Source organism: Streptomyces sp. NPDC046379 (assembly GCF_055587785.1).
The window spans coordinates 155,097-168,959 of record NZ_JBVJFP010000013.1 but is presented as its reverse complement, the minus strand read 5'-3'; the positions used below and the strand labels follow the sequence as shown (position 1 = coordinate 168,959).

At 74.7% G+C, this 13,863-nt stretch carries 14 protein-coding genes and 1 pseudogene; 4 read left to right on the top strand and 11 right to left on the bottom strand.

Translation table 11 applies throughout. The annotated features are described in order from the left end of the window. Positions 1 to 42 precede the first annotated feature (42 nt). Complete coding sequence (locus ACZ6KF_RS23275; protein ID WP_469239881.1) at positions 43 to 1,194, top strand: ferritin-like domain-containing protein; 1,152 nt, start codon at positions 43 to 45, stop codon at positions 1,192 to 1,194. A 10-nt stretch (positions 1,195 to 1,204) separates the two neighbouring features. Here the strand turns inward: ACZ6KF_RS23275 and ACZ6KF_RS23270 are convergent, their stop codons facing one another. The 5 genes and pseudogenes from ACZ6KF_RS23270 to ACZ6KF_RS23250 form a co-directional block, all read right to left on the bottom strand. After that, on the bottom strand, positions 1,205 to 1,711 hold the full coding sequence (locus ACZ6KF_RS23270; RefSeq protein WP_356626599.1) for a DUF3291 domain-containing protein: 507 nt from the start codon (positions 1,709 to 1,711) through the stop codon (positions 1,205 to 1,207). A 44-nt stretch (positions 1,712 to 1,755) separates the two neighbouring features. Further along, positions 1,756 to 3,213, bottom strand: a complete 1,458-nt coding sequence (locus tag ACZ6KF_RS23265; protein WP_469177303.1) for a penicillin-binding transpeptidase domain-containing protein — start codon at positions 3,211 to 3,213, stop codon at positions 1,756 to 1,758. Beyond that, entirely contained in the window at positions 3,210 to 4,583 is a 1,374-nt protein-coding gene (locus ACZ6KF_RS23260; protein WP_469239879.1) for an FtsW/RodA/SpoVE family cell cycle protein, read from the bottom strand. The genes ACZ6KF_RS23265 and ACZ6KF_RS23260 overlap by 4 nt, the downstream gene beginning before the upstream one ends. A gap of 44 nt (positions 4,584 to 4,627) precedes the next feature. Further along, positions 4,628 to 5,185 (bottom strand): SH3 domain-containing protein, encoded by a 558-nt coding sequence (locus tag ACZ6KF_RS23255; RefSeq protein ID WP_469239877.1) that lies wholly within the window; start codon positions 5,183 to 5,185, stop codon positions 4,628 to 4,630. 162 nt (positions 5,186 to 5,347) lie between these two features. Further along, a pseudogene (locus ACZ6KF_RS23250) lies at positions 5,348 to 5,853 on the bottom strand (protein phosphatase). A 97-nt stretch (positions 5,854 to 5,950) separates the two neighbouring features. Between ACZ6KF_RS23250 and ACZ6KF_RS23245 the strand changes: the two are divergent. Then, complete coding sequence (locus ACZ6KF_RS23245) at positions 5,951 to 6,784, top strand: nuclease-related domain-containing protein (protein WP_356626607.1); 834 nt, start codon at positions 5,951 to 5,953, stop codon at positions 6,782 to 6,784. A 66-nt stretch (positions 6,785 to 6,850) separates the two neighbouring features. Here the strand turns inward: ACZ6KF_RS23245 and ACZ6KF_RS23240 are convergent, their stop codons facing one another. Both ACZ6KF_RS23240 and ligD read right to left on the bottom strand, forming a co-directional pair. After that, on the bottom strand, positions 6,851 to 8,170 hold the full coding sequence (locus ACZ6KF_RS23240; protein WP_469239875.1) for a vanadium-dependent haloperoxidase: 1,320 nt from the start codon (positions 8,168 to 8,170) through the stop codon (positions 6,851 to 6,853). Positions 8,171 to 8,224: 54 nt separating this feature from the next. Then, the gene (gene ligD, locus ACZ6KF_RS23235; RefSeq protein ID WP_469239873.1) at positions 8,225 to 9,106 is read right to left on the bottom strand and encodes a non-homologous end-joining DNA ligase; all 882 of its coding nucleotides are present in this window, start codon (positions 9,104 to 9,106) and stop codon (positions 8,225 to 8,227) included. Between the two features lie 73 nt (positions 9,107 to 9,179). Between ligD and ku the strand changes: the two genes are divergently transcribed. Next, positions 9,180 to 10,241, top strand: coding sequence for a non-homologous end joining protein Ku (gene ku / locus ACZ6KF_RS23230; protein WP_469177309.1), 1,062 nt, complete (start codon positions 9,180 to 9,182; stop codon positions 10,239 to 10,241). Here ku and ACZ6KF_RS23225 read toward each other — a convergent pair whose 3' ends face one another. From ACZ6KF_RS23225 to ACZ6KF_RS23215, 3 genes are all read right to left on the bottom strand, one after another. After that, positions 10,242 to 10,691, bottom strand: a complete 450-nt coding sequence (locus ACZ6KF_RS23225) for an SRPBCC family protein (protein WP_469177311.1) — start codon at positions 10,689 to 10,691, stop codon at positions 10,242 to 10,244. A gap of 92 nt (positions 10,692 to 10,783) precedes the next feature. Then, positions 10,784 to 12,019, bottom strand: a complete 1,236-nt coding sequence (locus ACZ6KF_RS23220; RefSeq protein WP_356626615.1) for a cation:proton antiporter — start codon at positions 12,017 to 12,019, stop codon at positions 10,784 to 10,786. A 3-nt stretch (positions 12,020 to 12,022) separates the two neighbouring features. After that, a complete protein-coding gene (locus ACZ6KF_RS23215; protein ID WP_356626617.1) occupies positions 12,023 to 12,508 on the bottom strand; it encodes a cation:proton antiporter regulatory subunit in 486 nt (161 codons plus the stop codon). 104 nt (positions 12,509 to 12,612) lie between these two features. Between ACZ6KF_RS23215 and ACZ6KF_RS23210 the strand changes: the two genes are divergently transcribed. Then, positions 12,613 to 13,290 (top strand): TetR/AcrR family transcriptional regulator, encoded by a 678-nt coding sequence (locus ACZ6KF_RS23210; protein WP_469157346.1) that lies wholly within the window; start codon positions 12,613 to 12,615, stop codon positions 13,288 to 13,290. Positions 13,291 to 13,371: 81 nt separating this feature from the next. Here ACZ6KF_RS23210 and ACZ6KF_RS23205 read toward each other — a convergent pair whose 3' ends face one another. Continuing rightward, entirely contained in the window at positions 13,372 to 13,845 is a 474-nt protein-coding gene (locus ACZ6KF_RS23205) for an RrF2 family transcriptional regulator (RefSeq protein ID WP_356626620.1), read from the bottom strand. Positions 13,846 to 13,863 lie beyond the last annotated feature (18 nt).

Below are 13,863 nucleotides of genomic sequence, written 5' to 3'. Positions count from 1 at the left end.
AACTTGTTGACCCGCCGTCTACCACATGTGAATCTGCGGAACATGCCGACCTTCGACCTGTACGCGATGGATCCGGACGGTCCCGACTGGCAGGTGCCCGCGTCCGGCGCGGCCCGGTTCTCCTGGGAGTACGACGACGGCCGCGACCGTCTGCTGGCCCTGTACCAGAAGGGCAAGGACAAGCAGTGGGACGGGCGCAGACGGATCGACTGGGACCTCGAGGTCGATCCGCACGACCCGCTCGGCACCCCCGACGAGTACCTCTCCCTGTACGGCACCAAGTACTGGGCGAAGCTCGGCGAGCGTGACCGGGGCGAGCTGCGCCGGCACCTCGCCGCCTGGCAGTTCAGCCAGTTCCTGCACGGCGAGCAGGGCGCCATGGTCTGCGCCGCCCGCATCGTGGAGTCCGTGCCCGACCTCGACGCCAAGTTCTACTCGGCCACCCAGACCATGGACGAGGCCCGGCACGCCGAGATCTACGGCCGCTTCCTGCACGAGAAGCTCGGGATGCTCTACCCGGTCGACGACAACCTTCGGGCCCTGCTGGGCGACACCCTCCGCGACAGCCGCTGGGACATGCCCTACCTCGGCATGCAGGTGCTGATCGAGGGCCTGGCGCTCGCCGCCTTCGGCATGATCCGGGACACCACGAACAAGCCCCTGCCCAAGCAGATCCTCGCCTACGTCATGCAGGACGAGGCCCGCCACGTCGCCTTCGGGCGGATGGCCCTGCGCGACTACTACCGGCAGCTCACCGACGCCGAACTGCGCGAGCGCGAGGAGTTCGTCATCGAGGGCTGCCACCTGATGCGCGACCGGCTGCGCGACGTCGCGGTGCTGGAGAACTTCGGCGTGCCGCGGGCCGAGGCGGTGGAGTTCACCGAGCGCTCCGAGTTCCTCGCCCTGTTCCGCAAGCTGCTCTTCAGCCGCATCGTCCCCTGCGTCAGGGACATCGGCCTGTGGGGGCCGCGCCTCCAGCAGGCCTACGTCGACATGGGCGTCCTCGAGCTCGGCGACGCGAGCCTCGACCTGCTGATGGCGCAGGACGAGGAGGTCGCCGAGCGGCTGGACGCCGAACGCTTCGCCGCCGAGGAGCGCGACCGCGTCGCCGAGGTGAGCCGGGCGATCGAGGACGGAGCGGCGGGCGAGGACGGTGCGGCGGGCGAGGACGGTGCGGGCGGCGGGCAGGGGTAGGGCGCGCCGGTCAGACCGGGCAGCCCAGGTCCTCCGCCACCTCGCCGGTCACCGGCGCGGTCCCCTCGGGCGGGAAGGAGGTGCGCAGCGTGAAGGCGTACGGCGTCGGCCCGTTGGTGCGCAGGTGCAGCAGCCGCGCCTCGGCCTCGGCGACGGTCGGACGGTGACCGGCCGGCACCCACCACAGCGCGGTCACCGCCTCCTCCAGCCGTTCGAACCACTCCCGGCGCCGGGCCAGCATCTCCCGGTGCCGGCCCTGGTACATGTACGCCGTCAGGGCGTTGGGGTCCCGCCACACCGTCAGGTTGACGATCAGCCAGGAGTCCCCGAACACGGGCACGTCGGTCGCGTTGCCGGAGTCGCCCTTCAGCCGCCACACGAAGCCGTCGGCCGCGTCGGCGTCGGCGTTCACCGGGTCGAGCGCGTCCACGAAATCCTTCAACTGCGGGGAGTCCAGCGGGGCCTTGAGACGGGCGATGTTGACCTGGGCGAGTTCGTACGCGGTGGGATCGGTCATGACCGAACGGTAGGTCGGCGCGCCCTCGCCCGGCACCCCCCGTCTCACTGGCCGAGAACCGCCGCCATCACCGCCCGGGCGACCGGCGCGGCCACCCCGCCGCCGGTGATGTCCCCGCGGTCCGCCGCAGCGTCCTCCACCACCACCGCGACCGCCACCCGCGGCTCCGGATCGCCCTCCCGCTGCGCCCAGGACACGAACCAGGCGTACGGCGTCCCGGAGTTGCCGACCCCGTGCTGCGCGGTGCCGGTCTTGCCGCCGACGACCGCGCCGGGAATCGCCGCGCCCCGGCCGGTGCCCCGCTCCACCACGTCCCGCATCAGCTGCCGCAGCCGCAGCGCCGTCGACGGCGACATCGCCCACCGCGCGGGCAGGGCGCCCGCCGTGGAGACGGTGGCCCCGCGGGCCGTCGTACGGCGCTCCACCAGGTACGGCTCGCGCACCAGCCCGCCGCCCGCGACGGCGGCCGCGACCGTCGCCATCTGCAAGGGCGTCGCCCGCGTGTTGAACTGGCCGATCGACGACAGCGCCAGCTGGGCCCGGTCCACCGAGGTGTCGAAGGTGCTCGTCGCCACCGGGTAGGGGATGCGCGGATCGGGGTCGTTGAAGCCGAAGGCGTGCGCGGCGGCGGTCATCCGCTCCACCCCGACGTCCACGCCGAGCTTGGCGAACACCGTGTTGCAGGACCGCTCGAACGCCTCGCGCAGGGAGGCGTCGCGGCACTCCCGGGCCTTGTCGCGCAGGGCCGTGGCGGTGCCGGGCAGGGTGTACGGGACGGGGGTGCGGGTGGGGGCGTCCAGGTCGCGGACGACGCCCGCGTCCAGCGCCGCCGCCGCGGTGACCACCTTGAACGTCGAGCCCGGCGGATACGTCCGGTGCGTCGCCCGGTTCAGCATCGGCCGGTCCGGGTCCCGGTTCAGCCGCGCCCAGGCCCGCATCGCCGCCCGTCCGTTCCCCGACAGCTCGCCGGGGTCGTACGACGGGGTGGACACCAGCGCCAGGACGCGTCCCGTCGCCGGTTCCACCGCCGCCACCGCGCCCTTGCGGTCGCCGAGCCCCGTGAAGGCCGCGCGCTGCGCCGCCGCGTGCAGGGTGGTGACGACGTCGCCGCCCGAGGGGCGCGCGCGGGTGAGGTCGTTCCACAGCGGCAGCGGCCTGAGTGCCGGGTCGGCCCCGGACAGCAGGGCGTCCTCGGTGCGCTCCAGGAACGCCGTGCCGTACAGCTGCGAGGCGAACCCGGTCACCGGCGCGTACAGCGGCCCGTCCGTGTAGGTGCGTTCGTGGCGAAGATGCTCGCGGGTGTCGCGGGAGCCGGTGACCGGGCGGCCCTCCACCAGGATGTCGCCGCGCGGCTCGCGGTAGCGGGCCATCGTGTCACGCCGGTTGGCCGGGTTGGCGTCGTGGGCGGGGGCCTGGACGATCTGGACGCGGGCGGCGTTGACCAGCAGCGCCGCCAGCAGCAGCGCGCAGAAGGCGGCGGCGTGCCGGATGTGCCGGCTCACGGGGCGAGCCGCCCGTCGTACTCCCGGCGCGCCGCGTCGCTCACCCGGATCAGCAGCGCCACGATCACCCAGTTGGCGACCACCGAGGAGCCGCCCCGCGCCAGGAACGGCATCGCCATCCCGGTCAGCGGGATCAGCCCGGTCACCCCGCCCGCGATGACGAACACCTGGAGCGCCACGAGCGAGGCGAGCCCCACCGCGAGCAGCCGCCCGAACGGGTCGCGCAGGGCGAGGCCCGCCCGGAAGCCGCGCTCCACCAGCAGGGCGTAGAGCACGAGGACCGCGGCCAGCCCGGCCAGGCCCAGCTCCTCGCCGGCGGTGGACAGGATGAAGTCGGACTTCGCGGCGAAGCCGATCAGCTCCGAGTCGCCGAGCCCGAGCCCGGTGCCGGTCAGTCCGCCCGCGGCGAAGGCGAACAGCGACTGCGCGAGCTGGCCGGGGCCCTGGCCGGCGTCGACGGACGCGAAGGGGTGCAGCCAGTCCTGGATGCGGGCGTGCACGTGCGGCTCCAGCCGGCCCACCGCCCACGCTCCGGAGGCGGCCAGCGCGAGGCCGACGGCGATCCAGCCGGTGCGGCCCGTGGCGACGTACAGCATCACCACGAACAGGCCGAAGAACAGCAGCGACGTGCCGAGGTCCCGTTCCAGGACCAGCACGCCGACGCTCGCCAGCCACACGGTGACGATCGGGCCGAGGACCCGTCCGGTGGGCAGCTGGAGCCGGCGCAGGCGCGGGACGCGACGGCCGGCGTGGGCGAGCGCGCCGCGGTTCGCGGCCAGGTACGCGGCGAAGAACACCGCCAGCAGCACCTTCGCGAACTCGCCCGGCTGGAGGGAGAGGCCGGCGAAGCGGACCCAGATCCGGGCGCCGTTCACCGGGGGGAACAGGATCGGCAGCGTGAGCAGCACCAGGGCCGCGGCGCCGCTGACGTAGGCGTAGCGGCGCAGCAGGCGGTGGTCCCGCAGCGCGGCCACGACCAGGGCGCACAGCACCACGCCGGACGCCGACCAGACCAGCTGCGCCGGGGCCGCGCGGTCGCCCGGCGTCTCCAGGTCCAGCCGGTGGATCAGCACCAGGCCGAGCCCGTTGAGCAGCACGCCGATGGGCAGCGGCAGCGGGTCGGCGTACGGGGCGCGCATCCGGACCGCGAGGTGGGCGAGGAGCGCGAACGCGCCCAGCCCGGCGCCGTGGGCGGCGGCGCCGGGCGGGAGGGAGCCGTCGTGCGCGAGCCCGACGGCGCAGTAGCCGCACACCGACAGCAGGACGGCCGCCAGGACGAGGGTGAGTTCGATGCCGCGGCGCCGGGGGAGGCGCGCCGGGGGAGCGGGCGTCCGCGCGGCGACGGCGGTTCCGGTTCCGGCCTCGATCATGTCCGGAACCTAGCGGAATATGACGTCTTGCTCTCCTCTTGTGCTCAGCACCAGCGCGGGGCCGGGCCGATGTTGTCGATGTAGCGGGCCGCGCCCCAGGCCCAGGTGCCGTCCGTGAGGAGGTACCACAGCGGGTTGCCGTCGACGGTCTCGCCGGGCGCCTTGCAGTAGATGGAGACGACGTCGCCGCGGTGCACGGCCCGGATGACCTGGCTGCCGCGGTTCGGCGCGCTGCGCAGCAGCAGCCGCTGGGCGGTGACGACGCCCTTGTAGTAGCGGGAGTCGTGGTGGCCGCCGCCGTGCGGGTCGCGTCCGTCGCCGCCGAGGCCGTTCCCGCCGGCGCCGCCGCTGCCACCGCCGAAGCCGTCGCCTCCGGCTCCTCCGCCGCCGCCGGCTCCTCCGCCGCCGCCGGCTCCTCCGCCGCCGAAGCCGCCGCCCTGGGGCTGGTACTCGCCGGACACGACGGAGGCGCCGTCGCCGCCCCACTCGTCGTTCGCGGGGGCGGTGCCGAGGGCGCCTGCGGGGACGACGGCGGTGGCGGTGGCGAGGGCGCCGGCGGCGGTCGCTATGGCGAGGCGGGTGAGCGAGGCGCGCAGGGACATGGGGTACCTCCATGAATGGGGGTGAAGTGGGTCAATCGCCACATTAGGAGGGTGGTGTCGGCGCCGCCTTCCACACTGGGCCATCAGGGAGAGGCGGCCTCCGGGGAGGAGCGGCTGCTTGCCGAGACGGCCGCCCGGGCCGGACGGCCGCAGGCCGGGGCCTCACTCCGCCAGTTCCTCCAGCAGCCGGGCCGTCGGCAGCCCTGCCCGCAGGTACTCGACGAACAGGTCGTCGTGCAGCGCCCACGGCGAGCGGCGGGACCGGATCAGCCGGACGGCCGCCTCCGCCGACCGCCCCTGGCGCATCAGGGCGTGCGCCGCGACCGGGCCGGAGCGGTTGTAGCCGTGGTAGCCGCGCACCGGCACCTTGCGGCCGGCGGCCACCGCCTCGCACGCGGCCTCCGCGAGCCGGATCGGGCCCGCGAGCCGGGCGCCGTCGAGCGGCCCGTCCAGGATGGGCCGCACCTGGTGCTCCACGCCGGGACCGGGCCCGTGCCCCGGCAGCCGCAGCAGGGTCTGCACGAGATCGACCTCGTCCCGTACACCGCGGACCGCGGGCCGCCCGACCGGCTCGCGCACTCGTGCCCGCCCCTCCACGGCCCGGGCGCGATCTCGTCCCACGGGCGCTCCGGCGCGGGGACGTCGGGCCGCTTCCCGCGGGCAGCCACCGGCGCCTCCCCAACCGTACGCCCAACTCCTCACCAGTAGCCGGGTCCTTGCTCCGGGAGCACCCGGCCTGTTCCCATGGTCATGAGGTGATGGCGCATGACCGGACTGCGCGTCGTCCCGGCCCTCGGGCCCGGCCGGGAGCGGCTGTACGTCTGTCTCACGGACGGCAGGAGCATCGCCTGGTACGACCGTGGGACGGCCCGCGTCCACCTGATCGCCGAGGACCGCAGGGACGACGTCCTCACCGCCCTGCGCCCCTTCGTCGCGGGCCCGGTGACGGTGGGCCCGCCGCCCGTGCCGACCCCCGCCGAACTGGCCCGGCTCAGCCTCCACCCCGACGACGACCTGGCTCCCAACCGGCCCGGCGAGGCCCTGCTGATCGCCCTCGACCGCGACCCCGGGGGGCTGGGAGCGGCCGGTTCCGTGGGCCGGTTGGGCGCCGACCCGCGGCGGCGGGCGCTGGAGGCCGAGCGGACGGTCGGGGAGGCGCTGGACGGGCTGGAGGGCGCGGGCTGGCGCACGCTGCACTCGGTCCCGCTGCCCGGCGGCGACCGCGTCCACCACCTGGTGATCGGGCCGGGCGGGGTCTTCGCCGTGCACGCGGTGTACGCGCGCAGGCGCAGGGTGCGGATCGCCGATCCGGTGGTGCGCCTGACCGCGCTGGGGCGGAGGGAGGAGCGGCCGCTGCTGCGACGGGTGCGGGCGGACGCCGACCGGGCCTCGTACGCGCTGACCGCCGAGGTCCGTCCGGTGCTGGCGCTGGCGGGTCCCGCGGCCCGGCTGGAGGTGGCCGGGCCGCTGAGGGAGGTGCGGGTCCTGGAGGACGCGGACCTCGCGGGGCTCGCCCGGCTCGGGGGCGTGCTCAAGCCGGCGGACGTGGAGGGCCTGTACGCCCTGGCCCGTGACCGGAACACCTGGGCGCGGCTGTGAGAGCGGCCGTCCGTGCGCCGCAGGCGACTGCGGGTGGCGGGTGGCAGGCGGCTGTGAGCGGTGCTTTCAGTCGGCCTCCTGGTCGACCGGTGTGAAGTAGTGATCGAGTGTGAACGCCCCGATGTCCCTGCCGAGCCGGTCGCCGACGACATCGCTGGTCCGGAAGTGGACCCCGCCCCACACCCGGGCGTTGATCACGTCCCGCCGGAAGTCGGCGGCCCGCGTGTACGTCCGCGTCGTCCCCGTCACCGCCGAGGAGATCCGCAGGTCGAGGTCGCCGCCGCCCAGCCGGTCCAGGACCGTCACCGCGGCGCCGTCCACCGTGCAGTGCCCGCTGACGTAGTCCGGGTACGGCGGCGTGCGCAGCAGCGGCGTCCACTCCGGGTCCGCCTCGGTGGCCGGGTTGCCGTCCGTGCCGGCCAGCCGGATCGCCGTGACGGGACGCCACTGGCCGTGCGTGTACTTGGCGTTCCACGCCGCGATCGACGCGTCGGCGGTCGCCGTGTTGGCGGCGGCGAACAGCCGGGCCGCGTCCACCAGGTCCAGCCCGCGCCGCTCGACGTGGCCGCGGTAGGCGTCCTGGAGCTGCACCGGCAGGACGTCGGCGTAGAAGCGGGCCGTCTCCGTCTGCCACGCCGTGCGCAGTGAGCCGCTCCTGCCGCCCATCGCCTTGATCTCGGCGAAATCCCGCGCGTACCGGCGGGAGGCCGGCGCGGGCGGGGCCGCGGGCAGCATCCGCTCGGCGGAGTCCAGCAGCAGGGGGCGCGTCTTCGCCAGCCACGGCGCGTGGAAGGGCGCCTCGGTCGGCGGGGTGGGCCGCCAGACGCCGGGGGCGGGGGCCTTGGCGTACGTCACCCGGGCCCCGCGCCCGTCGTCCGCGCGCAGCCGCACGACGTGCTCGGCGGCCCGCCGCCCGAAGGCGACGCCGCGCTCCTCGGCGCGCCCGTCGGGGATCTTCGCCAGCGACTCGGCATAGGCGGCGTCGAGGCGCTTGCGGGAGGACGGGAAGTACGTCCGCAGCACCTCGTGCGCGGCGGCAGCGGCGGCGGCCTCGGCGGAGGCGCCGTGAGGGCGTCGTACGTCCCACTTGTACGGGGTGTAGCGGCCCTCGATGCCGACCACCGCGTTGTAGACGGCGGCGGAGACGAAGCCGTGCCAGAGGAACTGCTCCGCCGAGTACAGCCGGGCGTCGGTGTTGATGGTGGCGACGGCGGTGCGGTTCCAGTCGAGGATCACCTGCGGGCCGGCCGCCCCGGGTGCCGGTGGCCGTTCGGGCGCGGCGGTGGCGGACCAGGGGGCGGCGGCGAGGGCGAGGGCGGTGAGGGTGGCGAGGAGGGTGCGGCGGGGGGTGCGGTGGGATCGGGGGGAGGGCGGGGACGCGTCCATGGGACTCCTTCGGGATGGGGTGGTCGGCGGTCGTACGAAAGGGCCGCGCCGAGGTCAGGGCAGCGGCCCGGCGCGGTCGGGGTCGAAGAGGGGGGCCAGCAGGTCGCCGTAGTCCTGCACGCGGGGTCCGAGGTCGGCGGCGGTGAACACGAGCTGTTCGGGGGCGCCGCAGGCGGTGACCTCGTCCCAGGTGACGGGGGCGGAGACGGTGGGCTCGGGGCGGGCGCGCAGGGTGTAGGGGGCCGCGGTGGTCTTGCGGGCGGCGTTCTGGCTCCAGTCGACGAAGACCTTGCCGGGCCGCAGGCTCCTGGTCATCCGGTGGACGACCAGCCGGGGCATGGCCCGCTCCGCCTCGACGGCGAGGGCCTTGGCGTACTCGGTCACGTCGGAGGAGGGCGCGGGCCGGACCGCCGCGAGCAGGTGCAGCCCCTTGGACCCGGAGGTCTTGGGGTGGGCCTCGATGCCGTCCGCGGCGAGGCGTTCGCGCAGCCAGAGGGCGACCTCGCAGCACTGCACGACCGTCGCGGGGGCGCCCGGGTCGAGGTCGAACACCAGCCGGTCGGCGATCTCCGGGGCGCCGGCGAGCCACTGGTGCGTGTGGAACTCGGCGACCAGGTTGGCGGCCCACATCAGGCTCGGCAGGTCCTGCACCAGGACCATCCGGGAGGGTCCCTCCGACCGGGGGACCTCGGCGGTGGTGACCCAGTCGGGCGTACCGGGCGGCACGTTCTTGGTGAAGAACACCTGGCCGTCGGGACCGTCCGGGTAGCGCAGGAAGGACACCGGCCGGTCCCGCAGATGGGGGAGCAGCACCTCGGCGGTGGTCGCGTAGTAGTGCAGCAGCTCGGCCTTGGTGAAGCCGGTCGCCGGGTGCAGCACCTTCTCCAGATTGCTGAGCGCGACCCGTCGCCCCTCCACCTCTGTGATCGGCGTCATACGATGAGAATCACAGAAATCGGCGCATATCGCCGTAAAGCGACTCCCCGGTCAGCGCGAAAGGATGCCGCCCGTGCGATCCATCTGGAACGGCGCCATCTCGTTCGGCCTCGTCAGCATCCCGATCAAGCTGGTGAACGCCACGGAGAGCCACTCGATCTCGTTCCGCCAGATCCACACGGAGGACGGCGGCCGGATCCGCTACCGCAAGGTCTGCGAACTGGAGGACCGCGAGGTCAGCCAGGCGGAGATCGGCAAGGGGTACGAGGACGCGGACGGGTCGATCATCCCGATCACGGACGAGGACCTGGCGCAGCTGCCGCTGCCGACCGCCAGGACGATCGAGATCGTCGCGTTCGTGCCGGCCGACCGGATCGACCCGCTGCAGATGGACGCGGCGTACTACCTGGCGGCGAGCGGCGCGCCGGCCGCCAAGCCGTACACCCTGCTGCGGGAGGCGCTGAAGCGCAGCAACAAGGTGGCGATCGCCAAGTTCGCGCTGCGCGGGCGGGAGCGGCTGGGCATGCTGCGGGTGGTCGGCGAGGCGATCGCGATGCACGGCCTGCTCTGGCCCGACGAGGTGCGCGCCCCCGAGGGCGTCGCCCCCGACACGGACGTCACCGTCCGCGACAAGGAACTGGACCTCGCGGACGCCCTGATGGACACGCTGGGCGAGGTGGACCTGGAGGACCTGCACGACGAGTACCGCGAGGCCGTCGAGGAGGTCATCGCCGCGAAGGCCGCGGGCGAGGCGCCCCCGGAGACCCCCGAGCCGGCGAAGGGCGGCAAGGTGCTCGACCTGATGGCGGCCCTGGAGAACAGCGTCCGGGCGGCGCGGGAGTCCCGCGGCGAGGAGCAGGCGGAGGTCAGACGACTCCCGCCGCGCGAGACGACCCCGAAGGAGCCGGCGGGCAAGAAGTCGACGTCCACGACGGGCAGGACCCCGGCGAAGAAGACGGCGTCCACGAAGAAGACGGCGTCGAAGTCGGCGTCGGCCGCGAAGAAGACGGCGGGCACGTCGAAGACCGCGGGGACGTCCAAGACCGCGGGCACGTCCAAGACCGCGGGGACGTCGAAGACCGCGCAGAAGAAGACCCCGGCGAAGAAGACGGCGTCCCGCAAGCGCTCGGCGTGATCACATCGCCGCCTCCGACTCGGCCCGGCGTCGTATGCCCCCGAGCCGGCGGGTCATGAGGATCCTGTGGGCGCCGGACGCGATGACGAGGCGGCGGTAGGTCCGGCCGGCGGCGCCCGGGAAGGCGGCGTGGGTGCGGGCCGTGAGGAGGGTGCCGGTGGGGCGGGGGGTCAGGGTGAGGGTGAGGGCGTAGCGGGAGTACCGGTGGCGGCCGGTGAGGCGGAGCAGGCGGGCGGGGGCCGACTCGGTCACCTCGAAACCGGGGAGCGTGGAACCCTCGGCGAGTGGCGCGCCGGTGGTCCTGCCGGGGTCGGCGGCGACCAGGCGGCCGTATGCCTCCCACGAGGGTGAGCCGCCGCCGTAGGCGTGGGCGAGGGACCGCCACACGGCGGTGGGGGAGGCGGCGACCAGCACGGTGTGCTCGTCCACGAAGGGCAGGTCGTCGGTCATGGCCGGGCCGCCCCGGTGAGGTGGGCGAGGGGGAGTCGGGTCATGGGGCGTCCTCGTGGGTGAGACGGCCGGGGGGCGGCGACGGCAGGGGGCTACTTCTCCGAGCCCGCCAGCGAGTCCGGCGCCGCCTCCGGCCGGGGGTCGGGGCCGATTCCCGGGCCGTTCCCGCGGCGGCGGCCCGTCACACGGAGGGCCACCGGCTCGGTGAACCGCGCCGTGAGCGGTCCGACGATCACCAGGATCAGGACGTACGCCGTGGCCAGCGGGCCGAGGGACGGCTCGATGCCCGCCGTGACGGCGAGCCCGGCGATGACGATGGAGAACTCGCCGCGGGCGACGAGCGTCCCGCCCGCCCGCCACCGGCCCTTGGCGGAGATCCCGGCGCGGCGCGCGGCCCAGTATCCGGTGGCGATCTTCGTCAGCGCGGTGACCACGGCCAGCGCGAGCGCGGGCAGCAGGACCGGCGGGATGCTGGCGGGGTCGGTGTGCAGGCCGAAGAAGACGAAGAAGACGGCGGCGAAGAGGTCCCGCAGCGGCGCCAGCAGACTGTGCGCCCCCTCGGCGGCCTCGCCGGACAGCGCGATCCCCACGAGGAACGCGCCCACCGCGGCCGACACCTGCAACTGCTGCGCGAGCCCGGCGACGAGAAGGGTCAGCCCGAGCACGACCAGCAGCAGCTTCTCGGGGTCGTCGCTGGAGACGAAACGGGAGATGTGGCGCCCGTAGCGCACCGCGACGAACAGCACCGCCCCGGCGACGCCGAGCGCGACCGCCAGCGTCACACTGCCGGCCGCCAGCCCCGACCCGGCGAGCAGGGCGGTGAGGATGGGCAGGTAGACGGCCATGGACAGGTCCTCGAGGACGAGGATGCTGAGCACGACGGGCGTCTCCCGGTTGCCGAGCCGCCCGAGGTCCCCCAGCACCTTGGCGATCACGCCGGACGAGGAGATCCAGGTCACCCCCGCCAGCACCACGGCCGCCACGGGCCCCCAGCCCAGCAGCAGCGCCATGGCGGCCCCGGGCAGCGCGTTCAGCACGGCGTCCACGAGGCCGGCCGGGTACTGGGTGCGCAGGTTGGAGACCAGGTCGCTGGCCGTGTACTCGAGGCCCAGCATGAGCAGCAGCAGGATGACGCCGATCTCGGCGCCGATGGCGACGAACTCCTCGCTGGTGCCCAGCGGCAGCAGCCCGCCCTCGCCGAAGGCGAGCCCGGCCAGCAGGTAGAGCGGGATCGGCGACAGCCGGAACCGGGCGGCGAACCGGCCCAGCAGCCCCAGGCCGAGGATGATCGCGCCGAACTCGATCAGGAAGACCGCGGACGAGTGCACGGCTCACTCCCGCCCGAGAATCGCCGCGGCCGCCTCCACACCCTCACGGGTGCCGATCACGATGAGGGTGTCCCCGCCCGCGAGCCGGAAGTCCGGCGCGGGCGACGGGATCGCCTCCGCCCGTCGCAGCACGGCCACGATCGAGGCGCCCGTCGCGGTGCGCATCCGCGTCTCCCCGAGCAGCCGCCCGTTCCAGTGCGAGGAGGCCGCCAGCTCGACCCGTTCGGCGACCAGCCCGAGCGAGGTGGTGGACAGCAGGTTGGGGCTGTGGTGCGTCGGCATCATGGCGTCGATCAGCGCCGCCGTCTCGCCCGCGGTCAGCCGCACCGACAGCGCGCACGCGTCCGGATCGTCCTGCCGGTAGGCGTTCAGCGTCCGCGACCCGTCCCGGTGCGCCACGACCGACACCCGCCGCCGCTCCCGCGTGGTGAGGTCGTAGCGCACCCCGATCCCCGGCAACGGCGTACTGCTCAGGCGTGGAGTGCTCATGGTTTCCCCTGTCTGGTCTGCGACTTCGGCCTGACCGCCCTGTCCCGCCACCCTAACCAGCGGGCCGGGGACGCGGCCGGGCCGCCTCCCTAGGATGAGATCCCATGACGCCTTCCTTACCGCAGTCGCCCGGCGCTCCCGACCCGGGCGGCCTGCGCGACCGTACGACCTCCGACGCGCTCGTCCTCGACGGCGCCCGCCCGGCCGGCCGGCGCGGGACGGTGCGCGCCGACGCCGCCCGCAACCGCGCCCGGCTCCTCCACGCCGCCGCCGAACTGGTGGCCGAGCGGGGGGTGGGGGGCCTGACCATGGAGGCGGTCGCCGTCCGCGCGCGGGTCGGCAAGGGCACCGTCTTCCGCCGTTTCGGCAACCGCACGGGCCTGGTCATGGCACTGCTGGAGGAGACCGAGGAGACCTACCGGCGGGCGCTGCGCGAGGGTCCGCCGCCGCTCGGGCCCGGCGCGCCCGCCGTCGAGCGGATCGAGGCCTTCGGGCTCGCCACGCTGCGCCACTGGGCCGGTCACGGCGAGCTGTACCTGGCCGCCCGCCCGGACTCCGTCCTGTGCCACGGCACCTCACCGCAGCAGGTCAAGCGCGACCACCTGCACGCCCTGCTGCGCGAGGCCGTCCCCGGAGCCGACACCGAACTGCTGACCGAGACGCTGCTGGGCTTCCTCGACGTCGGCCTGTACTCCTACCTGGTCCACCACCGCGGCCTCGATCCCCAGCGGGTCGAGGCGGGCTGGCGGAACCTGGTCGTCCGCCTGGTCACGCCCGTCTGACCGCGCCCGACGCGAGACCGCGCCCGACGCGAGACCGCGCCCGACGCGAGACCGCGCCCGACGCGAGACCGCGCCCGAGGACTACGCCGTCCCCGTCAGGCGCAGCCGGGTGCGGGACGGTGCGGACGGGGGCAGGGAGGCGACGATCTCGGCGAGGGTGACCCCGGCGAGGCTGGCGCGCCACGCCTCGTGCGCCTCGGCCATCTTCTCCGCGAGCACACACGTGCGCCGGCAGTCCTCGGGCGGCAGGGCCCCCCGCCCCTGCTGGCGGATCTCCCGGCACTCGTACGGCGACGACGTGCCGTCGACGGCCTCGACGATGTGCAGGAGCGTGATCTCGGCGGCGGGCCGCGCGAGCCGGAAGCCGCCCCGCGGTCCGCTGGTCGCGGCCAGCACGCCGGCCCGGACCAGCGCCTTGAGCTGCTTGGTCAGATAGGCCGCCGGGAGGTCGTAGTACTGCGCGAGCTGCGTCGCCGACGCGCTGACTCCCGGGTCGAGCTGCGCCAGCGTCGCGGCGCAGTGCAGGACCCACTCCGTACTCACAGGCAGCTTCACAGCCCCGAGTCTATCGAA